This window comes from Pseudomonas purpurea, assembly GCF_039908635.1.
GTDB lineage: Bacteria > Pseudomonadota > Gammaproteobacteria > Pseudomonadales > Pseudomonadaceae > Aquipseudomonas > Aquipseudomonas purpurea.
The window spans coordinates 3,940,076-3,961,438 of sequence record NZ_CP150918.1 but is presented as its reverse complement, the minus strand read 5'-3'; the positions used below and the strand labels follow the sequence as shown (position 1 = coordinate 3,961,438).

The following is a 21,363-nucleotide window of genomic DNA, read 5'->3' as shown; positions in this document are numbered from 1 at the left end:
TTCTGCACGCAACGATTTATGCGGACAATTGCAGCCTTTGTCTCATGGAGCCCGGAATGAAAGTCACCTGGGATATTTTCTGCACGGTTGTCGATAACTATGGCGACATCGGCGTGACGTGGCGCCTGGCCCGGCAATTGGTGGCCGAGCACCCGTACGCGGTTCGGTTGTGGGTCGACGATTTGCGGGCGTTCGAACGTATGTGCCCGGAAATCGACATCGCGGCCAGCCAGCAATGGCAGCAGGACGTCGAAGTGCGTCAATGGCCGGCCGACTGGCAGCCAACGCCTGCGGCCGATGTGGTGATTGCAGCGTTCGCCTGCCAATTGCCCGCCGCCTACATGGAGGCCATGGCCGAACGCCCAAGCGTTCCGCTGTGGCTGAACCTTGACTACCTGAGCGCCGAAGACTGGATCGTCGGCTGTCATGGCTTGCCCTCGGTGAAGTACAAGCAGGTCCAGAAGTACTTCTTCTTCCCGGGCTTTCAGGCCGGCACCGGCGGTTTGTTGCGTGAGGGCGGATTGCTGGAACAGCGTGAGGCATTTCAGCGCAGCGCGAAGCAGCAGCAGGCGTTCCTGCAAGGGTTGGGGATTATCCCGGCTGCGGGTGCGCGGCTGATCTCGCTGTTTGCCTACGAGAATGCCGGGCTGGCCAGTTGGCTGGAGGTGCTGGCCGCTGACGTGCGGCCCACGCATTTGCTGGTGCCGGAGGGCAGGGTGCTGGGCGATGTCCAGGCCTGGCTCGGGTCCGGACCCTTGACCGTCGGCACTGTGCATGTGCGTAACAATCTGACCGTGCAAGTGCTGCCATTCGTCCGGCAAGACCAGTACGACCGCTTGTTGTGGTGCTGCGATTTCAACGCGGTACGCGGCGAAGACTCGTTCGTCCGGGCGCAATGGGCCGCTCGGCCCTTGCTGTGGCATATTTATCAGCAGGACGATGACGTCCATCTGGAGAAGCTCGACGCCTTTCTCGCGCTCTACACCCAAGGGCTTTCAGCGGCGGCCAGCGAGGCGTTGTGCGGTCTGTCGCGAGCGTGGAATACCGGCGGCGAGATGGCCGAACACTGGCTGGCGGCGCAGGAACACTGGCCGGAACTGCAAAAACACGCCCAGGCATGGTGTCTGGAACAAGCCTTGCAGGCGGATCTTGCCGCAGCGCTGGTGCAGTTTTACCTAAATTGGATATGATACGCGGCCTAGATTTTTGTAAATCCCATCCAAATTCGGATATTCGCAATGAAAACTGGTAAAGAACTGAAACCCGGTACGGTGATCCGTCTCGAAAACGACCCTTGGCTGGTTCAGAAAGCTGAATTCACCAAGTCCGGTCGTAACAGCGCGATCATGAAGACCAAGCTGAAAAACCTGCTGACCGGTTACAAGACCGAGATCGTTTACAGCGCCGACGACAAACTGGACGACGTAATCCTCGACCGCAAAGAAGCGACCCTGTCCTTCATCAGCGGCGACACCTACACGTTCATGGACACCACTGACTACACCATGTACGAGCTGAACGCTGAAGACATCGAGTCTGTTCTGCCTTTCGTTGAAGAAGGCATGACCGATGTTTGCGAAGCGATCTTCTTCGAAGAGCGTCTGGTTTCCGTAGAGCTGCCGACCACTATCGTGCGTCAGGTTGACTACACCGAAGGTTCCGCTCGCGGTGACACTTCCGGCAAGGTGATGAAGCCTGCCAAACTGAAGAACGGTACCGAGCTGTCGGTTGCTGACTTCATCGAAATCGGCGACATGATCGAGATCGATACCCGCGAAGGCGGTTCTTACAAAGGCCGTGCTAAATAAGCGCAGTTTTTGCAGGAAAGAAAAAGCCCGACCTTTGAGTCGGGCTTTTTTATGCGCGTCTGGAAAGTGCGGGTGCTCAGACGGTGACGTGCAGGCGCACGTCCACATTGCCGCGTGTGGCGTTGGAGTACGGGCAGACCTGGTGCGCGGCGTCGACCAGGGTTTGTGCATCGACCTGCTCCAGGCCCTGGCAGGCTGACGTGCAGGTCGATGTCCAGACCGAAACCGCCAGGAATCTGACCGATGCCGACATGGGCGGTGATCGCGGCGTCATCCGGAATTTTGCGCTTGGTCTGGCTGGCGACGAATTTCAGTGCGCCGATGAAGCAGGCCGAATAACCGGCTGCGAACAATTGCTCGGGATTGGTCGCTGCGCCGCCCGCACCGCCCAGTTCTTTGGGGGTGGCGAGTTTGACATCGAGGATGTTGTCGCTGGAAACGGCGCGACCATCACGGCCACCGGTGGCGGTTGCAACAGCGGTGTAGAGAGTTTGCATGGTGTGAGCCTCATTCGCGATTTGTTTTGCGCTAAAAGCTTGCGCGCTAAGTAGCTGCGAAATAAATGTAGCTCGCTAATATATTGTGCGCAATATAAATTTTGAAAAGGGTATGCCGAAGGCCTGTTGGCAGGCGAATGCATGTGGCTGTAAATGTTGATCTGGCGCTGTCGCGGTGGGTTCATCAGCAACCGGTGTGGAAGCGGGCTGCGCTGGGCGGCGATCCGACGAAGGCGGTGTGTCAGTCAACATGGATGTTGGAGCTGACGTTCGCGAGCAAGTGAACGTCGCCCGGCCCTTCCTGCAGGGGATTTCTGCGGGTTGGAAGATCAGAGGCTGTCTTGCAGGTGGCTGCGCAACACCAGCAGATCGGCTTGCAGCTTTTGCAGTTGCTCCAGGGTCTGACCGCTGGCGCCAAGGATGCACTGCGGAATGTCGCGGGCCTGGTCACGCAGGGCGCGGCCCTGTTCGGTGAGTTCGACGATGACCACGCGTTCGTCTTCACGGCTGCGGGTGCGACTTAGCAGGCCTTCGGCTTCCAGGCGTTTGAGCAGCGGCGTCAGAGAGCCGGGATCGGTCAGCAGGCGCGTGCTGATTTCACCGACGGTCAACCCGTCCCGCTCCCACAACACCATCATCGCCAGGTACTGCGGATATGTCAGGCCCAGCGCTTGCAACAGCGGTTTATAGACCTTGGTCATCAGCAGCGAGGTGGAGTGCAGGGCAAAGCACACCTGATTGTCCAGCAGCAGGTGGTCGCAGGTGTCCGGGGTAGTGCTTTCGGTGGTCATATTCGGGCCTTGAACGGTGATCGTCATGAATCTAGGTTCTGTACGAAAACTGCCTGCGTGTCGATCATGCTGCGTTAAAAACAGGCTCGGAATGCTCATTTACAACCCGTAAACTCCGTTTCCTCGCCTGTTTTTGCCTTGCCTGATCGCCACTCGGCGACTTTTCGTACAGACCCTAGCGGGCGAGTGTTTAATGCGCCAGATAATTTTCGGTTATTGCCGGCCCAGGTCGCTTTGCAGCGCCAGGTCCCAGGGCGGTATCGGGCTGAAGCGGCTCTTGAGGTATTCCAGCAGCAAACGGCTGCGCGAGTTGATCTGTTGTTCGAGGCGCAGGGCGTAGATGCCGGTGGTTTCCGGTTGGGGCAGGCCGTTGTCGCAAAACAATGGCAGCAACTCGCCGCGCAGCAAGTATTCGCTGCACAGCCAGGTCGGCAGGTGGGCGATGCCCAGGCCGGCGAGGGCGCCGTAGAGCAAGGCTTCGGCATTGTTGGCGCTGAGGCGGATCCGTTGGGGGCGATGCAACTGCATCTGGCCGTCCAGCTCGAAACGCCAGGCGAAGGGCGGCGCCAGGCCATCCCAGTCGAGGCCGTCGTGTTGGCTCAGTTCGCTCGGCTGGCTCGGCACGCCTCGGTGCTTGAGGTACGCGGGGCTGGCACACGCAATGCGCACCATGCTGGCCAGCGGCGTGGCCACCAGCCGGGTGTCGGCCATTTGCCCGGCGCGCAGTACCAGGTCGACCTTGCCCAGGTTCGACCCCTGCATGTCGACAAAACTGTCGATCAGGTGCAATTGCACGTCCAGCCCCGGATAGGCCACCAGGAAATCGGCAATCACCGGCGCCAGATGCCGTCGGCCAAACGCGGCGGGGGCGTCGATGCGGATCAGACCTTCCGGGGCGCTGCTCAAGGACACCGCTTCGGCACGGGCCAGACGCAACTCGGCGACGATGCGCTGCGCCCGTTCGGCAAATGCCAGACCGGCCGGCGTGGCGCGCACCGCGTGAGTGCTGCGGATGAACAACTGGCTGCCGACGGCACCTTCCAGGCTGTCGATGCGCCGGGCAACGGCTGAGGGCGTCAGTGGATGGCGGCGGGAGGCCGCCGAGAAACTGCCGGTTTCCAGGACATCGAGGAACAGCCCCAACTGATCAGTGAGTACGTTTGGATTCATGAGTGTCTGCTTATGCGAAAAACGCACAGCCATTGTGCGGTGCTGTGCGTTTCCCCGCCAGCGTCGACTGCGTAGGATACGGGGCTTGGCTGATGAGGAAATGTCTGTGATTGAGTTAGTCATGTATCTGGCGCTGGGCGCCGCGTTAGGCACCGTTGGTGGGTTGTTCGGAATCGGCGGCGGCTTGGTCGCCATTCCCGTGCTCGGCGTGTTGTTCGGTCTGGATCAGCAAATCGCCCAAGGCACTGCGTTGGTGATGGTGGTGCCGAACGTGATGCTGGCGCTGTGGCGTTATCACCAGCGCAACCGCATCGAGCTGCGACACGCATTGCCGCTGGCGTCGATGGGGTTCTGTTTTGCGTGGATCGGTTCGATCTGGGCGGTGGGCATTGATGCACAGGTGATGCGCATCGGCTTCGTGGCATTTTTGATCGCCCTGTCGGCCTACAATCTGGTGCGGATGTTCATGGCCAGTGCGCCTGCTTCAGCGCAGATGCGTTACTCATGGCCTTGGCTGGGCGTGCTCGGCGCGGCGTCGGGCGCCATGGGTGGACTGTTTGGTGTCGGCGGCGCGGTGGTCGCAACACCGGTGCTGACCAGCCTGTTCGGCACCACGCAGGTGGTCGCCCAAGGGTTGTCGCTGGCGCTGGCGCTGCCAAGTACTGGCGTCACCCTGGTGACTTACGCAGTGCACCAGCAAGTGAGCTGGGGCATTGCACTGCCCATGGCACTGGGTGGGCTGCTGAGTATCAGTTGGGGTGTGAAGGTTGCCCATGCCCTGCCGGAGCGTGTGCTGCGCGGGTTGTTCTGTGGTTTTCTGGTGCTGTGCGCGGTAATGCTCGCGTTTAAAGTTTGAAGCCGTCGACGATGTGCTCGGCCAGGCATTCGGTGATCGGCGAAGGGTTGTTCAGGTTACGCACCAGCATGATGCTGGCTTCGGGCAGCAGTGGCAGGCCCTCGGCCTCGCCCAGAATACGCATGTCCGCCGGGATCAGGCTTTCCAGCTGTGCGGTGACGGCCAGCCCGGCGCTGACCACGGCCATCAGTGCCGACAGGCTCGAACTGTTGTAGGCAATGCGGTAATCGCGGCCCAAGGTGTCCAAGGCGTTGCAGGCCCAGATCCGGCAGAAACAATCGCCGTTGAACATCGCCAGAGGCACCGGCGATTGTTCAACCGGGTTGAAGCACTGGGCCTGGGCCCCAGACAAAACGTTCCTTGCGCAACAACTGGCCGACCTCGCTGCCGGGTTCCCGGGTGACGATGGACAGGTCCAGGTCACGGCGCAGCAGCAGTTGTTTTGATGGCTCGCAATGCACCTCGATCTGGATCAGCGGATAAGCCTGGGCGAAGCGCGAGAGGATGCCCGGCAGGAAGCGCATCACGTAATCATCCGGCGTGCCGATGCGCACGATGCCGACCATGTGTGGCTCGCGCAGGGTGTTGAACACCTCGCTGTGCAGTTTCAGGATTCGCCGGGCGTAACCGAGCAGCACCTGGCCCTCGGCGGTCAACCGAACCTGGCGACCGTCTCGCTGAAACAGCTGGCGTTGCAGCACGTCTTCTTCCAGCCGCTTCATCTGCATGCTCACCGCCGACTGTGTGCGGTTCACCAGTTCGCCTGCGCGGGTGAACCCGCCCTGGTCTGCGATAGCGACGAAGGTACGCAGCACTTCGGTATCGATACTCGGGTAGCTGCTCAATTCATCAATCTCCGAGATGTGTTGCATAAGAAACATTCGTTGGATTGATCTTAGCCTCGACGCGAGACTTGAGCCATCCACAACGGAGGGCAAGACGATGAAAGGTCAAACAGGTTATGTATTGGCGCACCGGTTCTCGTTCCATGGTTTCTCGCTGCGTCACGTGTGGGAGAAAGTCAGCGGCTGGTACGAGGTCCATCGCGAACGTGAGCTGCTGGCCAGTCTGAGCGACGAAGCCCTGAAGGATATGGGGCTGAGCCGTGCCGATGTCGAGCATGAAGTCGTGCGCCCCTTCTGGGATGACCCGATGCACAAATGAGTACCGAGCCGCTACACAAGACGCTTCACATTGAGGTAGTTTGCGAGCAGACAAGGAGAAGCCCATGCCCGCACAACTGTCCTTATCCCTCAAACAGGCTCGGCGTCTGGCGCTGGCAGCCCAGGGTTTTTCCGGGCGCCAGCCGCCAGGGACGATCAAGCCCGCTCAGCTCAACCGCTTGATTGAGCGCCTGGGCATTCTGCAAATCGACTCGGTCAACGCTCTGGTGCGTTCGCACTACCTTCCGCTGTTCTCTCGCCTGGGTCATTACTCTGCTGAGCTGCTCGACCAGGCTGCCTGGAGTTCGGGGCGGCGGCGTACGTTGTTCGAATACTGGGGGCATGAGGCGTCGCTGTTGCCGTTGTCGATGTACCCGTTGATGCGCTGGCGCATGCAGCAAGCGGCGCAGGGCAACGGGATTTATCAGCAACAGGCACGCTTCGGTCGTGAGCAGCAGGACACGATCCGCCGCGTATTGTCATCGGTCGAGGAACTGGGTGCGCTGGGCGCCGGTAGTTTGTCGACTCGCCAGGAGCGTGCCGGCCCTTGGTGGGACTGGAGCGCGGAAAAGCATGCGTTGGAATGGTTGTTCGCCGCGGGTGAAGTGACAGTGGCGGGGCGGCGCGGTTTCGAGCGTCTGTATGACTTGCCGGAACGGGTGATTCCCGAGTCGATTCTCCAGCAACCGCTGCTCGGCGAAGCTGAGGCGCAACGCGGTTTGCTGTTGCATGCGGCCGGTGCGCTGGGCGTTGCTACCGAAAAGGACCTGCGCGACTACTTTCGTTTGAGCCTGACCGAGTGCCGTAACGGACTGGCCGAGCTGGTAGAAAATGGCCAGTTGCTGACATGTGAGGTGCAGGGCTGGAAGTCGCTTGCTTACTGCCTGCCGGACCCGAAGGTGCCGCGCAAGGTCGAGGCCAGTGCGTTGCTGTCACCATTCGATTCGTTGATCTGGGAACGCAGTCGGACCGAGCGCTTGTTTGATTTTCGCTATCGGCTGGAAATCTACACGCCGCCGGACAAGCGGGTGTACGGCTATTACGTGCTGCCGTTTTTGCACCATGAGCGGATTGCCGCACGGGTCGATCTGCGGGCGGAGCGGGCGTTGGGGCGGTTGGCGGTGCATGCGGTGCACGAAGAGGAGTCGGGGCTGGATGATGGGGGAATGATGGCGTTGGCGGTCAATTTACGGCAGATGGCGGACTGGCTGGGGCTGGAACAGATTCAGCTCAATTGCCCAAGGGCCAGTGCGGCGCGGTTGCGGGTGGCATTGACTCAGATTGATAGTGATTGAGCTGGCGCCTTCGCGAGCAAGCCCGCTCCCACAGTTGACCGAGCTGTCCAAACGGACGCGGTCTAATGTGGAAGCGGGCTTGCTCGCGAAGGGAGCGCCGCGATTTAACGGCGGACTTGCTTCAGGGTTTCAGCGATCAAAAACGCCAATTCCAGGGACTGATCGGCATTCATCCGTGGGTCGCAATGGGTGTGATAACGATCCGACAAACCGTCTTCGGTAATCGGCCGTGCACCGCCGATGCATTCGGTGACGTTCTGCCCGGTCATCTCGATGTGGATACCGCCGGCATACGTGCCTTCGGCTTCGTGGACCTGGAAGAACTGCTTCACCTCGCCGAGGATCTGTGCAAAGTCGCGGGTCTTGTAACCGCTGCTGGCCTTGATGGTGTTGCCGTGCATCGGGTCGGAACTCCAGAGCACCTTCTTGCCCTCGCGCTCCACGGCGCGGATCAGTTGCGGCAAATGGTCGCCGACCTTGTTGGCGCCCATGCGCGCGATCAGGTTCAGGCGGCCCGGGTCGTTGTCCGGGTTGAGCACATCGATCAGGCGGATCAGGTCGTCGGGGTTCATGGTCGGGCCGACCTTGACCCCGATCGGGTTGTTCACCCCGCGCAGGAATTCGACGTGAGCCCCGTCCAACTGACGGGTGCGGTCGCCGATCCACAGCATGTGGGCCGAGCAATCGTAGTAATCGTTGGTCAGGCTGTCGCGGCGCACGAAGGCTTCTTCGTAATTGAGCAACAGTGCTTCGTGGGCGGTAAAGAAGGTGGTTTCGCGCAATTGCGGCGAACTGTCCATGCCGCAGGCACGCATGAACGCCAGGGTTTCATCGATACGGTTGGCCAGGTGGCTGTATTTCTCGGCCAGGGCCGAGTTGGCGATGAAGTCCAGGTTCCACTTGTGCACTTGGTGCAGGTCGGCAAAACCGCCCTGGGCAAAGGCGCGTAACAGGTTCAGGGTGGCGGTGGACTGGTGATAGGACTGGAGCAGGCGTTCCGGGTCCGGTACGCGGCTCTTTTCGTCGAAGCCGATGCCGTTGACGATGTCGCCACGGTAGGGCCGGCAGCGTCACACCGTTGATGGTTTCGTCATTGGACGAGCGCGGCTTGGCGAATTGCCCGGCCATGCGCCCGACTTTGACCACCGGGCAGGCGGCGGCGAAGGTCATCACGATTGCCATTTGCAGCAGCACCTTGAAGGTGTCGCGGATTTTCGCTGCCGAGAACTCGGCGAAGCTTTCTGCGCAATCGCCGCCCTGAAGCAAAAACGCCCGGCCCTGAGTCACCTCGGAAAACTGACGACGCAACTCCCGGGCTTCGCCGGCAAACACCAGTGGCGGATAACTGGCCAGGCTTTGCTCGACGGCGTGCAGATGCGCCGCGTCAGGGTAGTGGGGTTGTTGCTGGATCGGCAGGGCGCGCCAGCTGTCAGGGCTCCAGGGTTGGCTCATCATGGACTCTAGTGTTTAACGGTCGGGTAGGCATGTTAGCAGTAATTAATGCGTGACCTGTTCCCGTCGCTTCGCGGACAATCGCGCCTTTGCTGCACTGAGCGCAACGAATGATTGCGTTGTCGGGGATCGTCCCGGCAACGACCAGGAGACGAAATGACTGAGGAGCGCGTCGAGCATCTGCTCGCCGAGGTGCACGATGAATTCGGCATGATTCGGGTGTTTGAAGTGGCGGATTACCGCTTTCTCGAATTTGGTGACGCTATCGAGCAAAGTTGCGTGTTCACCGCCGACCCGAGCTGGCTGGAGTACGACTACACCCGGGCCATGCTGATTGGCGCGTTGTGCCATGAGCAGCCCGAAAGTGCGCTGTTCCTCGGGCTGGGTGCCGGCACCCTGACCCAGGCGTGCCTCAAGTTCCTGCCACTGGAAGACGTCGAAGCCATCGAGCTGCGCCCGGACGTTCCGCGCCTGGCCATCGAGTACCTGGGGCTGGACGATGATCCGCGTTTGTACATCCGCGTCGGCGATGCCCTGGAGTTACTGGAGACGGCCGAGCCCGCGGACCTGATTTTTGTCGACCTCTATACCGATGTGGGGCCGGGTGTCGGGCATCTGGCCTGGGGGTTCCTGGAAAACTGTCAGAAGCGCCTGAATTCGGGTGGCTGGCTGGTGATCAACCAGTGGGCGACCGATGACGGCAAGCCACTGGGCGCAGCATTGTTGCGGGGGCTTTTTCATAGGCATTATTGGGAACTGCCGGTGAAGGAGGGCAACGTGATTCTGATCGTGCCCTGCGAACTCGACCAGGAACTGGACATGCAGGCGTTGACCGAACGAGCCGAAGCATTGGCGCCGCGCCTGGGCTATTCGTTGCAAGCGTTGATCAAGGCGATTCGCCCGGCGACTTGAAGTCTGGCGAGCTTCTGTGGCGAGGAGCGCTTGCTCCCGCTTGAGTGCGCAACACTCACAAAATCTGCATGGATTGCCTGGATTTTGGGGGCCGCTGCGCAGCCCTGCGGGAGCAAGCGCCCTCGCCACAAAGGTAATGTCAGCAGCCTTTGAAGATTCCGGGGCGTTTTTCGATCATCGACCGCACGCCTTCCTTGGCATCTTCACTGGCCAAAAGCTTCTTCACCAACGGCGGTAACCCCTGCGCCGCCACCGTCTCACCTTCAAGGCGCGCCTGGCGTGCGGACTGTAACGTTGCCTGAACCCCCAGTGGCGCTTGCCGGGCGATTCGCTCGGCCAGCTCAATCGCTCGCGGCAGCAGGTCTTCGCTGGCCATCACTTCCTGCACCAGCCCCAGGTGCAAGGCTTCATGGGCGTCGAACTCGTCACCGGTCAGCAACCAGCGCATGGCATTGCCCCAGCCGGCAATCTGATGCAGACGCAGGGTGGCGCCGCCGAAAGGAAAGATCCCACGCTGGACTTCCATCTGGGCGAAGCGGGTGTTGCTGGCACACAGGTTAATGTCGGCGGCGAGCATCAGTTCGATGCCAATGGTCAGGCAGTAGCCCTGAACCGCGACGATCACCGGTTTACTGACCCTGGGGCCGGCGAAAACGCCCCACGGATCGCAACCGCCAATCGGAGCTTTCCAGCCCTTGGCCAGTGCGGCACTCACGTTCATCAGGTCCAGCCCAGCGGTGAAATGCTCACCGTGACCGAATACCACGGCCACACGAGCTTCGCTGTCGGCTTCGAATTCGCCATACGCCAGGCTCAGTTGATCGAGCAGGTCGAGGTCGAATGCGTTGCGCTTGGCCACCCGATCAAGGCCTATCAACAGGATGTGCCCGCGCCGTTCGCGGCTGACACGGCTTGAATCTGGCTGATTCATGGGGCATTTCCTCGTGGGTAAAGGAAGTCTCGGACCGAAGGTCGGCGCCTGAAAGGTGAACCGTTTAAGCCTGATGACCAACAGGGCCGGGCTTTTAAAAAATAGACGGCTGCACGATTATCCGCAAAGCCTGTGACACTCCGGTGTACACAGGCTTTCTTAGATAAAAAAAGCTCCCTTTTTTGGCGAATTCCGGTATAGTGCGCGCCGGTCTTTAGCCAGGCCGCGTTCAGGTAGCGCAATTCCCCGAAGTCAGCTTCGGCTGCACGTCCGCACAGCGGGCTCTTCCTAGACGATTCTTTTCATTCATTCGTTTTCGCAAATCCCCGCCGACAAAGCAGCCAGGGCGACTCTTGAGTCTTACACGGCATGCGCAGCTTTGGAGCATGGGTCTTTGCGGATGCACTTAGAGGCAGACCCATGACCCAGGAAACCGGCGGCTTCGCCGCTTTTAATCTTAATCCGAATATTCTTGCAGCCGTCATCGCGACTGGCTACGAAGAGCCTTCGGCTATTCAGCAGCAATCGATCCCGATCATTATGGCCGGTCACGACATGATTGGTCAGGCGCAAACCGGTACGGGTAAAACCGCTGCGTTCGCCCTGCCGATCCTGCATCGCATCGATCCTGCTAAGCGCGAGCCGCAAGCCCTGATCCTGGCGCCAACCCGTGAGTTGGCGCTGCAAGTAGCAACCGCTTTCGAAACCTACGCCAAGCAAATGCCGGGCGTTACCGTTGTGGCCGTTTACGGCGGCGCGCCTATGGGCCCACAACTGAAAGCAATCCGTAATGGCGCACAGATCGTTGTTGCCACTCCGGGCCGTCTGTGCGACCACCTGCGTCGTGACGAAAAAGTACTGGCGACCGTGAACCACCTGGTTCTCGACGAAGCTGACGAAATGCTCAAGCTGGGCTTCATGGACGACCTGGAAGTTATCTTCAAGGCCTTGCCAGCAACCCGTCAGACCGTATTGTTCTCGGCGACCCTGCCGCAGTCGATCCGTGCCATTGCCGAGCGCCATCTGCGCGATCCGCAACACGTGAAGATCCAGACCAAGACTCAGACCGTTACCGCGATCGAACAGGCTCACCTGTTGGTTCACGCTGACCAGAAGACCTCGGCTGTATTGAGCCTGCTGGAAGTTGAAGATTTCGACGCCCTGATCATGTTCGTGCGCACCAAGCAAGCGACCCTGGACCTGGCCAGTGCCCTGGAAGCCAAAGGCTACAAAGCTGCTGCGCTGAACGGTGACATTGCCCAGAACCAACGTGAGCGCGTGATCGACTCCCTCAAGGATGGCCGTCTGGACATCGTTGTGGCGACCGACGTTGCTGCTCGTGGCCTGGACGTTCCGCGCATCACTCACGTGTTCAACGTTGACATGCCGTACGATCCGGAATCCTACGTTCACCGTATCGGCCGTACTGGCCGTGCCGGTCGCGAAGGTCGTGCACTGCTGCTGGTGACTCCGCGTGAGCGCCGCATGCTGCAAGTGATCGAGCGTGTAACCGGTCAGAAAGTGGCTGAAGTTCGCCTGCCGGACGCTCAAGCCGTTCTCGATGCGCGCATCAAGAAACTGACCAACAGCCTGTCGCCGCTGGTGGCTGATGCCGAGTCGACTCACGGTGATCTGCTGGACCGCCTGACTGCCGACATCGGTTGCACCCCGCGTGCACTGGCTGCTGCGCTGCTGCGCAAAGCAACCAACGCTCAAGCACTGACCCTGGCTGCGATCGAGAAAGAACGTCCACTGGTACCGAACAACGCTCCGCGCGGTGATCGTCCAGAGCGTTCCGGTGATCGTCCGGACCGTGGTGATCGTGAGCGTCGTGCGCCGATCCCATTGGCCGAAGGTCGTGCTCGTTGCCGTACCGCGCTGGGTGCGCGTGATGGTATCGCTGCCAAGAACCTGCTGGGCGCTATCCTCAATGAGGGTGGCCTGGCGCGTGAAGCCATCGGTCGCATCCAGGTGCGTGACAGCTTCAGCCTGGTCGAGTTGCCGGAAGATGGTCTTGAGAAACTGCTGACCAAACTGAAGGACACTCGCGTTGCCGGTAAGCAGTTGAAACTGCGTCGCTATCGCGAAGATTGATCCGCCCTTGGGCTGATTGATCGCACATAAAAAATCCCCGACTGGTTCGGGGATTTTTTTGGCCTGCTGTTTTGTGTCTGGCTGGAGATCGGTGTCGCGCCCTTCGCGAGCAAGCCCGCTCCCGCACTGGAATGCGTTTCCCCTGTGGGAGCGAGCTTGCTCGCGATGGGGGCAACTCGGTCTATCTGTCAGCCAAACCGATAGATGTCCATCCCCAGCGCGCCCATGGTGAAGCCCTGATGGGCGATGCTGAACTCACCCCCGGCACCACGCGCAAAGTACAACGGCAGCAAATGCTCATCGCTGGGATGGCTGCGCACGGCGTTCGGCGCTTGCTGGCGGTAGTCGTGCAGGGCGGCTTCGTCGTTTGCGGCGAGTTTCTCGATCATCCAGTCGCGAAACGCCTTGGCCCAGGGCTCGACGCTTTCCGGGCCGGCATGCCAGTCCAGTTCGCGCAGGTTGTGGGTGATGCTGCCGGAACCGATCAGCAACACACCTTGTTCACGCAGGCTGCTCAAGGCCTGGCCGACACGGGTTTGCAGCGCCGGGCCGAAGCGGCTGGGCAGCGAAACCTGAACCACCGGAATGTTGGCTTGCGGGTACATCAACGACAAGGGCACCCAGACGCCGTGATCGAATGGCCGTTGGTCATCGATGCGTGCGGTCAGGTCATCGGCTTGCAGTAACCCGACGACCTTGGCCGCCAACTGGGGATCACCGGGGGCCGGGTATTGCACGGCGAACAGTGCCTTCGGGAAGCCGCCGAAGTCATGCCAGGTTTCGGGGTGGGCGTTGCCGGTGACCAGTAGTTCCTGGTTTTCCCAGTGCGCCGACACCACGACAATGGCTTTGGGTGTTGGCAGTTCGGAGGCCAGGCGCGCCAGCGCCGGTCCACTGGCACCGGGTTCCAGCGCGAGCATGGGTGAACCGTGAGAAATGAACAGGCTAGGGAGCATGAGGAAGGTCCTGAGCGTTAAGATGGCCCCATCTTCAGTCAGATCAATGATCTAAATCTAATATAAGTTTTAGCCCATATTGATCGAATTTTCAGGGTGAATCATGCAGCCGGAATTTTGGGAAAAACGTTGGGCGCTTAACCAGATCGGGTTTCATCAGCCGCAGGTGAACCCTTATCTGCTGCGATACTGGCCCGCACTGGGCTTTGCGCAAGGCTCGCGGGTGCTGGTGCCGTTGTGCGGCAAAAGCCTGGACCTCGTATGGCTGGCCGGGCAGGGGCATCGGGTGCTGGGCGTTGAGCTGTCCGAGAAAGCCGTGGAGGACTTTTTCCATGAGCAACAACTTACGCCGCACATCAGCGTGCGAGGGGCCTTCAAGGTCTATCAGGCAGGCCCGATCGAGTTGTGGTGCGGTGATTTCTTTGCCTTGAGCACCGCGGACGTCGTCGATTGCGTGGCGCTCTATGATCGAGCAGCGTTGATTGCCTTGCCGCCCTCGATGCGCGAGCAGTATGCCGCACACCTGCTTCAGATCCTGCCCGAGCCGTGTGAGGGATTGCTGATTACCATGGACTACGATCAGTCGCAGTTGCCGGGGCCACCGTTTGCCGTGCCGGACGATCAAGTCCAGGCGCTACTGGGGGCTCGCTGGCAGCTGGAAGTCCAGGAGGCGCGGGATATCCTGGGTGAAAGCTGGAAGTTTCTTCAGGGCGGCGTCACGCGGCTTGATGAGCGTGTGTACCGTCTGCGCAAGCACTGATCGATTTTCTTGCGGATGCAAAAAGGGCGACTTGCGTCGCCCTTTTTGGGTGTTTCATCGAGTGTTACTGGCCGAGGCGGCGCAGTGCATCGATACGTTCTTCCAGCGGTGGGTGGCTCATGAACAGGCGAGCCAGCCCTTGTTTCATGCCACCGTTGATGCCGAAGGCGCTCAGCGTGCTCGGCATGTGCACCGGCAAGCCCTGCTCCGAGCGCAGGCGTTGCAGGGCGCCAATCATTGCGCTGCTGCCCGCCAGGCGTGCGCCGGCCTCGTCGGCACGGAATTCGCGTTTGCGCGAGAACCACATGACGATCGCGCTGGCCAGGAAGCCCAGTACCAGTTCCGCGAAAATGGTCGCCACGTAGTAGGCGATGCCCCGGCCTTCTTCGTTCTTGAAGATCACCTTGTCGACGAAGTTGCCGATGATCCGTGCAAAGAACATCACGAAGGTGTTCACCACGCCCTGTACCAGGGCCAGGGTGACCATGTCGCCATTGGCCACGTGGCCGATTTCGTGAGCGAGCACGGCTTTGACTTCATCGGGCGAAAAGCGTTCGAGCAAGCCCTGGCTGACCGCAACCAATGCGTCGTTCTTGTTCCAGCCGGTGGCAAACGCGTTGGCCTCGTACGCCGGGAAGATCCCGACTTCAGGCATTTTGATCCCGGCTTCGCGGGACAGTTGCTCGACGGTCTGCATCAACCATTGTTCATGGCGAGTGCGTGGCTGGCTGATGATCTGGGTGCCGGTGCTCATCTTCGCCATCCACTTGGAGATGAACAGCGAGAACAGCGAGCCGACGAAACCGAACACCGCACAGAAGATCAGCAGCTGCTGGAGGTCAAGGTCAACCCCGTTGGCCGCCATGAACCCGTCGACGCCAAAAAGGCTCAGGGTGATGCTGGCAATCAGCACGACCGCCAGGTTAGTGGCCAAAAACAGCAGGATGCGCATCATGGTGGTAGAAGTCTCCTCAAGCTAAATATGTAGCGTACTGCGGGGTATATAAGGTGCGGCACCGGGCTATTCAACCGGGTGACTATTTCAAACTGTGTCCTACAGCGGGTTTTCAGGTGCTTGCAGGGGGTTTCCGACAACCGTCAGGCTGATTCTGGACAGGCTCGGCAGCATGCGGGTCCCGCGAACATGGGCTGAACCGACCAATGCCCCATGGAAATGAGCGCGGAGCGCATCAGTGCAGGTGAGGGGAGAAGATGTGTTGCTGAATTGATCGCTGTGGGATTCTTTGCGAATCCCACAGGGCTTGGGGCTTACTGCCGATAGGATTTCAGGAAGTTACCGATGCGGCCGATTGCCATGTCCAGTTCGTCGACACGCGGCAGCGTCACGACACGGAAATGGTCAGGCCATGGCCAGTTGAAGGCTGTGCCTTGTACCACCAGCAGTTTTTCCGAGAGCAGCAGGTCGAGCACGAACTTCTCATCGTTGTGGATCGGGCAGACTTTCGGGTCGATCTTCGGGAAGGCGTACAGCGCGCCCATCGGTTTGACGCAGCTGACGCCGGGGATGTCGTTGAGCAGTTCCCAGGTGCGGTTGCGCTGTTCCAGCAGGCGACCTTGCGGCAGCACCAGGTCATTGATGCTCTGGTAGCCACCGAGTGCGGTCTGGATCGCGTGCTGGCTTGGCACGTTGGCGCACAGGCGCATGTTGGCCAGCATGTCGATGCCTTCGATGTAGCTCTGGGCGTGATGCTTGGGACCGGAAATGGCGATCCAGCCGGAACGGAAACCCGCCACGCGGTAGGACTTGGACAGGCCGTTGAAGGTCAGGCACAGCAGGTCCGGCGCCAGCGAGGCGGTGCAAATGTGCACGGCATCGTCGTACAGAATCTTGTCGTAGATCTCGTCGGAGAACACCACCAGGTTGTGCTGGCGCGCCAGTTCGAGCATGCCCAGCAGCACTTCACGCGAATACACCGCACCGGTCGGGTTGTTCGGGTTGATGATCACCAGGGCCTTGGTGTTCGGGGTGATCTTGGCCTTGATGTCGGCCAGGTCCGGGAACCAGTTGGCTTGCTCGTCGCACAGGTAATGCACCGGATTGCCGCCGGCCAGGCTGACGGCGGCGGTCCACAGCGGATAGTCAGGGGCCGGGACCAGCACTTCATCGTTATTGTTGAGCAGGGCCTGCATCGACATCACGATCAGCTCGGAGACGCCGTTGCCCAGGTAGATGTCCTCGATGCCGACGCCTTCGACCTGTTTCTGCTGGTAGTACTGCATCACGGCCTTGCGGGCGCTGAACAGGCCTTTGGAGTCGCTGTAACCTTGCGCGGTCGGCAGGTTGCGGATGACGTCCTGGAGGATTTCATCGGGTGCCTCGAAACCAAACGGTGCCGGGTTGCCGATGTTCAGCTTGAGGATGCGATGACCTTCCTCTTCCAGGCGTTTGGCGTGCTTGAGCACTGGGCCGCGAATGTCGTAGCAGACGTTGGCGAGCTTGTTCGATTTGCTGACCTGCATGGCGATGTGTTCCCGAAAATGAACGATCCAGACGGCGCATGAACTACCGTACTGGGAATCCTGCGTCCTCGCGTCGGCCTGAAACCTGGGTTACAGCGCTGAAAATCCGTTTGAATGCGTGTAACGCGGCTGCCAGACTGGCGTCTAACGAGGCGCAATCATACGTGCCGCCTGATCCGTGGAAAAGGTACAGATCGGGCTTTTTCAGTTGCAGAGGTATGACGATGGAAAAGTTGGAAAAAACCCTGGAAGAATGGCGGGCCATGCTCGACCCGGAGCAGTACAACGTTTGCCGTCTGAAGGGCACCGAGCGGCCGTTCTCGGGCAAGTACAACGGCACCAAGACCGATGGCGTCTATCACTGCATCTGCTGCAACGAGCCGTTGTTCGACTCCAGGGCCAAATTTGATTCCGGTTGCGGCTGGCCGAGCTTCTACGCGCCGATTGGCGAGAGCGCGATGGTCGAGATCCGCGATGTCAGCCACGGCATGATTCGCACCGAAGTGGTTTGCGCCAAGTGCGACGCGCACCTGGGCCACGTGTTCCCGGACGGTCCGCCACCCACTGGCTTGCGTTATTGCATCAACTCGGTGTGCCTGGACCTGGTGCCGCGCGGCTGAACAACGAATGAGCGACCTGCTGACAGGTCGCTTTTTTTGAGGTTGTTAAATTGCGTGCAATTCAATTGCGCACTATGTTTAGGGTCTGTACGAAAAGTCGCCGAGTGGCGATCAGGCAAGGCAAAAACAGGCGAGGAAGCGGAGTTTACGGGTTGTAAATGAGCATTCCGAGCCTGTTTTTAACGCAGCATGATCGACACGCAGGCAGTTTTCGTACAGAGCCTAGTCATTCCCGATCCTTCGAATGGAGTTCGTCCCATGACCGATAAACTGCTGAGCATTCCTTGCACCACCATCAAGGGTGAGCAAAAGACCTTGGCCGACTTCGCCGGTAAAGCGGTGCTGGTGGTCAATACCGCGAGCAAGTGCGGCTTCACCCCGCAGTACAAGGGGCTTGAGGAACTGTGGCAGAGCTACAAGGATCGGGGACTGGTGGTGCTGGGCTTTCCCTGCAACCAGTTCGGCAAGCAGGAGCCAGGCGACGAAGGGGCCATTTCCGAGTTCTGCGAGTTGAATTTCGGTGTCAGCTTCCCGCTGTTCAAGAAAATCGAGGTGAATGGCAGTGATGCCCATCCGCTGTTTGTGCAGCTGAAAAAGCGCGCACCGGGTGTGCTGGGCTCCCAGGGCATCAAGTGGAACTTCACCAAATTCCTGATCGGCCAGGACGGCAAAGTGGTCAAGCGCTTTGCACCCGCGACCAAGCCGCAAGACTTGACCCGTGAGATCGAAGCGTTGCTGAAATGACGTTGCTGTCAGCCGATTCCCTGAGGCTCGACAGTCAGCTCTGCTTCAAGCTGTACGCCACCTCCCGGGCGGTGATCCGCGCCTACAAGCCGATGCTCGATCAGTTGGGCCTGACTTACCCGCAATACTTGGCCATGCTGGTGTTGTGGGAGTGGCAGGACTGCTTGCCTGAGCAGCCCACCGTCAAAGCGCTGGGTGAACGGTTGTCGCTGGACTCCGGGACGCTTACGCCGCTGCTCAAGCGTCTGGAGCAGATGCAGTTGGTGCAGCGCCAACGCTCGATACGTGACGAGCGAGAGGTGCACCTGTGCGTTTCTCCGGCCGGGTTGGCACTGCGCGAACGCGTGGTGCCGCTCAAGGCGAGCCTGTTATGCGACAGCGGTGTCGATCTGGATCGCCTGGATGTCCTGCGTCAGGGGCTTGATCAATTGCTCGGACAGATCAAAGCGCAGTTGTAGTCGGCACCCACTGGTCCAGCAGGGCGGCCAGCTCTTCGCGGCGAAACGGCTTGGCCAGGTAATCGCTCATGCCCGCGGCACGGCAACGTTCGCGCTCTTCGGGCATGGCATTAGCGGTCAGGGCGACGATGGGCAAGTCTGGCCAACGGCCGCTGCGGCGGATTTGCCGGCTCGCTTCGTAGCCATCCATGACCGGCATGTTGCAGTCCATCAACACCAGGTCGAAGGTGCTGTGTTCCAGCTGATCCAGCGCCTCGCCACCATGAGACGCCACCCGCACGTCACACCCCAGTTTACCGAGCATGCCTTTGGCCACCAGTTGGTTGACCGGATTGTCCTCGACCAGCAGGATCCGCCCGCGACGCACTGGCGCGATGCTTTCCAGTTGGGCGTTGTTGATCGTGGTGACTTCCGCCTGCAAGGCGCGGCGCAAGGTCTGGTACAGCGCGTTGCGGGCCAGCGGGCGTGCCTGTTGCTGCAACGGTGCCAGGGCGCTGGCTTGCTCGCTGGGCATGAAGCTGCCGTAAGCGGTGACCAGCAGAATCGGTGCGTCCAGCGTCGGGCGCAGAGCAAACAGGCACTCCGGACAGTCAGTGATCAGCACATCGGGATTGAGGCCGAGCAACGACTCATCGACGCTTCGCTGTTGATAATCCAGCCCCCAGCCAGGCAATACGCCGCTCAAGAGTTCGGCCAGACCGCTGCTGGCACCGGTGATCGCCAGGACCTTGCCGCGCAGCGGTGCCGGGGTAATGGCGGGCGTGTGACACGGCAGCGGCAGATCGGCGCAGAACTGGCTGCCAAAACCGGCCTCGGAGCTGATGGTCAGGCGCCCTTGCATGGCTTCGCAGAGGTTGTAGGTCAAGGCCAGGCCCAGCCCGGTGCCACCGAACTGACGGGTAATACCGGCCCCTGCCTGGGTGAATGGCTGGAAGATCTTGACCTGGGCGTCCTGAGCGATGCCGATGCCGGTGTCGCAGACTTCGATTCTGACTCCGTCCTCGTGGGTGCGCAGGCGAACGTCGACACGCCCGAAACGGGTGAATTTGAGCGCGTTGGACAGCAAGTTGCTGACAATCTGCCGGACCCGTGTCGGATCGCCCAGCACCAGTGCCGGGAACTTGGGATCGATCAGGCAGGCCAGTTCAACGCTCGGCGCGGCGTTCTGCGACAGCAGGTTGGCGGTGTCTTCGATCAGTGAACCGAGATCAAAGGGAATGCGTTCGAGCTCCAACTGGCCGGCGTCGAACTTCGACAGGTCGAGAATATCGTTGAGCAGTTCCACCAGCACCTTGCCCGAGTCATGGGCGATCGACAGTTGTTGCTGCTGTTCGGCGTTCAGCGGGCCGTCCAGCGACAGCGCGATCATCCCCAGCAAGCCGTTGAGCGGGGTGCGGATCTCATGGCTCATGTTGGCCAGGAACACCGACCGCGCCTGGGCCATGTCGAGGGCGGTCTGACGGGCAACTTCCAGCTCTTCGTTGGATTGGGTCAGGCGGTTGTTGATCGCCTTGAGTTCGGCGGTGCGGGCCGAAACGATGTTTTCCAGTTGTTCGAGGTAGTCGGTCAGGCGGTTTTCGGCATTGCGTCGCTGCTGGATTTCGGTGGCCATGTTTTCGAATTGCTGGTTGGCGACCTTCACCAGTACGCCGATTTCGTCGTGTTCATGCCCGGCAGGAAACTCCAGGGGCGCCTGCTCAGCGCTGCGTGGGTCGCGGCTGCTGAGTTCGCGGATCACCCGCACCAGCGGCTTGGTCAGCATCACGTAAAACAGTGCCAGCAGAATCCCGGTCAGAATCAGGCTGCGAGCGAAGCCGTTGAGCAGCGTGACTTCGGACCGGCGCAGGAAACGGCTGCCGAACGCATAGGTGTCGACATCCAGTATCAGGGTCCCGAGGGACTCTTCGGGCAGGTGGTCGAGGTAGAGCCGGTCCTTGAACTGGCGGTTGGAGCCAAACAGGAAGTCGCTGATGACCCGGTAACCGCTTTGCAGCTCCGGGCGCTTGACGCTGGCCAGGACCGTATTGTTGTTGTCGATCAGTTGGGCGCTGATCACGACGGGTGAACGCAGCAGGCCGAGCGTCAGTTCCTGGGCGAGTTCGGCATCGATGTTATAGGCGATGCGTGAAGCCGGGTTGTGGCTGATTTCCAGCAGCGAGAGTATTTCCCGGTTGATGGAGGCGTCTTCGCTGGCATAATCGATGCCGATTTGCAGGAGGCTGAGCAGGGTTCCCAGAATGAAACCGACCAGCACAGTAAGCCTGGCTTGTTTGTAAGACAGGCGATTGGTGAACTTGATATCCATGAGGTGCTGAACCACTTCCGTTTCCCTTCCCGGCGAAGCATAGCTGAACATGAGTGGATTTCGGCACGCT

At 60.2% G+C, this 21,363-nt stretch carries 18 protein-coding genes and 3 pseudogenes; 11 read left to right on the top strand and 10 right to left on the bottom strand.

The window, feature by feature from the left end:
- Positions 1-56 precede the first annotated feature (56 nt).
- Together earP and AABM54_RS17700 are read left to right on the top strand one after the other, a co-directional pair.
- Positions 57-1,190 carry an elongation factor P maturation arginine rhamnosyltransferase EarP gene (earP, locus tag AABM54_RS17705; RefSeq protein WP_347901298.1) on the top strand — a complete coding sequence of 378 codons (1,134 nt, stop codon included), beginning with the start codon at positions 57-59 and terminating at the stop codon, positions 1,188-1,190.
- A 48-nt stretch (positions 1,191-1,238) separates the two neighbouring features.
- A complete protein-coding gene (locus AABM54_RS17700) occupies positions 1,239-1,808 on the top strand; it encodes an elongation factor P (protein ID WP_160388943.1) in 570 nt (189 codons plus the stop codon).
- A gap of 76 nt (positions 1,809-1,884) precedes the next feature.
- On the opposite strand, the pseudogene AABM54_RS17695 reads toward AABM54_RS17700, so the two are convergent.
- The 3 genes and pseudogenes from AABM54_RS17695 to AABM54_RS17685 form a co-directional block, all read right to left on the bottom strand.
- Positions 1,885-2,305 (bottom strand): annotated as a pseudogene (locus AABM54_RS17695) (organic hydroperoxide resistance protein).
- Positions 2,306-2,634: 329 nt separating this feature from the next.
- Positions 2,635-3,096, bottom strand: a complete 462-nt coding sequence (locus AABM54_RS17690) for a MarR family transcriptional regulator (protein WP_347906240.1) — start codon at positions 3,094-3,096, stop codon at positions 2,635-2,637.
- A 213-nt stretch (positions 3,097-3,309) separates the two neighbouring features.
- Positions 3,310-4,266, bottom strand: a complete 957-nt coding sequence (locus AABM54_RS17685) for a LysR family transcriptional regulator (protein ID WP_347901295.1) — start codon at positions 4,264-4,266, stop codon at positions 3,310-3,312.
- A gap of 106 nt (positions 4,267-4,372) precedes the next feature.
- Here AABM54_RS17685 and AABM54_RS17680 point away from each other — a divergent pair, with 106 nt between their 5' ends.
- Positions 4,373-5,122, top strand: coding sequence for a sulfite exporter TauE/SafE family protein (locus AABM54_RS17680; RefSeq protein ID WP_347901292.1), 750 nt, complete (start codon positions 4,373-4,375; stop codon positions 5,120-5,122).
- Here the strand turns inward: AABM54_RS17680 and AABM54_RS17675 are convergent.
- Positions 5,112-5,967 (bottom strand): annotated as a pseudogene (locus AABM54_RS17675) (LysR family transcriptional regulator). The gene AABM54_RS17680 and the pseudogene AABM54_RS17675 sit on opposite strands and share 11 nt — an antisense overlap.
- Positions 5,968-6,064: 97 nt before the next feature.
- Here AABM54_RS17675 and AABM54_RS17670 point away from each other — a divergent pair.
- Together AABM54_RS17670 and AABM54_RS17665 are read left to right on the top strand one after the other, a co-directional pair.
- On the top strand, positions 6,065-6,286 hold the full coding sequence (locus AABM54_RS17670; protein ID WP_347901291.1) for a DUF1127 domain-containing protein: 222 nt from the start codon (positions 6,065-6,067) through the stop codon (positions 6,284-6,286).
- Between the two features lie 64 nt (positions 6,287-6,350).
- Positions 6,351-7,580: a winged helix-turn-helix domain-containing protein gene (locus AABM54_RS17665; RefSeq protein ID WP_347901289.1), complete on the top strand. Its 1,230-nt coding sequence runs from the start codon at positions 6,351-6,353 to the stop codon at positions 7,578-7,580.
- Positions 7,581-7,684: 104 nt separating this feature from the next.
- Here the strand turns inward: AABM54_RS17665 and AABM54_RS17660 are convergent.
- Positions 7,685-9,032: pseudogene (locus tag AABM54_RS17660) on the bottom strand (class II 3-deoxy-7-phosphoheptulonate synthase).
- Between the two features lie 156 nt (positions 9,033-9,188).
- Here AABM54_RS17660 and AABM54_RS17655 point away from each other — a divergent pair.
- The gene (locus tag AABM54_RS17655; RefSeq protein ID WP_347901288.1) at positions 9,189-9,944 is read left to right on the top strand and encodes a spermidine synthase; all 756 of its coding nucleotides are present in this window, start codon (positions 9,189-9,191) and stop codon (positions 9,942-9,944) included.
- A gap of 139 nt (positions 9,945-10,083) precedes the next feature.
- Here AABM54_RS17655 and AABM54_RS17650 read toward each other — a convergent pair whose 3' ends face one another.
- The gene (locus AABM54_RS17650; protein WP_347901287.1) at positions 10,084-10,875 is read right to left on the bottom strand and encodes a crotonase/enoyl-CoA hydratase family protein; all 792 of its coding nucleotides are present in this window, start codon (positions 10,873-10,875) and stop codon (positions 10,084-10,086) included.
- 420 nt (positions 10,876-11,295) lie between these two features.
- Between AABM54_RS17650 and AABM54_RS17645 the strand changes: the two genes are divergently transcribed.
- Positions 11,296-12,969, top strand: coding sequence for a DEAD/DEAH box helicase (locus AABM54_RS17645; protein WP_347901286.1), 1,674 nt, complete (start codon positions 11,296-11,298; stop codon positions 12,967-12,969).
- A 188-nt stretch (positions 12,970-13,157) separates the two neighbouring features.
- Here the strand turns inward: AABM54_RS17645 and AABM54_RS17640 are convergent, their stop codons facing one another.
- Positions 13,158-13,925, bottom strand: a complete 768-nt coding sequence (locus AABM54_RS17640; protein WP_347901284.1) for a class III extradiol ring-cleavage dioxygenase — start codon at positions 13,923-13,925, stop codon at positions 13,158-13,160.
- Positions 13,926-14,028: 103 nt separating this feature from the next.
- Here AABM54_RS17640 and AABM54_RS17635 point away from each other — a divergent pair, with 103 nt between their 5' ends.
- Positions 14,029-14,685 carry a thiopurine S-methyltransferase gene (locus AABM54_RS17635; protein ID WP_347901283.1) on the top strand — a complete coding sequence of 219 codons (657 nt, stop codon included), beginning with the start codon at positions 14,029-14,031 and terminating at the stop codon, positions 14,683-14,685.
- 64 nt (positions 14,686-14,749) lie between these two features.
- On the opposite strand, the gene htpX is transcribed toward AABM54_RS17635, so the two are convergent.
- Positions 14,750-15,640 carry a protease HtpX gene (htpX, locus tag AABM54_RS17630; protein ID WP_347901281.1) on the bottom strand — a complete coding sequence of 297 codons (891 nt, stop codon included), beginning with the start codon at positions 15,638-15,640 and terminating at the stop codon, positions 14,750-14,752.
- A gap of 314 nt (positions 15,641-15,954) precedes the next feature.
- Positions 15,955-17,166, bottom strand: a complete 1,212-nt coding sequence (locus AABM54_RS17625; protein ID WP_347901279.1) for a pyridoxal phosphate-dependent aminotransferase — start codon at positions 17,164-17,166, stop codon at positions 15,955-15,957.
- A gap of 224 nt (positions 17,167-17,390) precedes the next feature.
- Here AABM54_RS17625 and msrB point away from each other — a divergent pair, with 224 nt between their 5' ends.
- From msrB to AABM54_RS17610, 3 genes are all read left to right on the top strand, one after another.
- On the top strand, positions 17,391-17,786 hold the full coding sequence (gene msrB / locus AABM54_RS17620; RefSeq protein WP_347901278.1) for a peptide-methionine (R)-S-oxide reductase MsrB: 396 nt from the start codon (positions 17,391-17,393) through the stop codon (positions 17,784-17,786).
- Between the two features lie 258 nt (positions 17,787-18,044).
- Positions 18,045-18,530: a glutathione peroxidase gene (locus AABM54_RS17615; RefSeq protein WP_347901276.1), complete on the top strand. Its 486-nt coding sequence runs from the start codon at positions 18,045-18,047 to the stop codon at positions 18,528-18,530.
- Complete coding sequence (locus tag AABM54_RS17610; protein ID WP_347901275.1) at positions 18,527-18,988, top strand: MarR family transcriptional regulator; 462 nt, start codon at positions 18,527-18,529, stop codon at positions 18,986-18,988. Before AABM54_RS17615 ends, AABM54_RS17610 begins: the two co-directional genes overlap by 4 nt.
- On the opposite strand, the gene AABM54_RS17605 is transcribed toward AABM54_RS17610, so the two are convergent.
- Positions 18,972-21,293 (bottom strand): response regulator, encoded by a 2,322-nt coding sequence (locus AABM54_RS17605; protein ID WP_347901274.1) that lies wholly within the window; start codon positions 21,291-21,293, stop codon positions 18,972-18,974. The two genes, AABM54_RS17610 and AABM54_RS17605, sit on opposite strands and share 17 nt — an antisense overlap.
- Between the last annotated feature and the right edge of the window lie 70 nt (positions 21,294-21,363).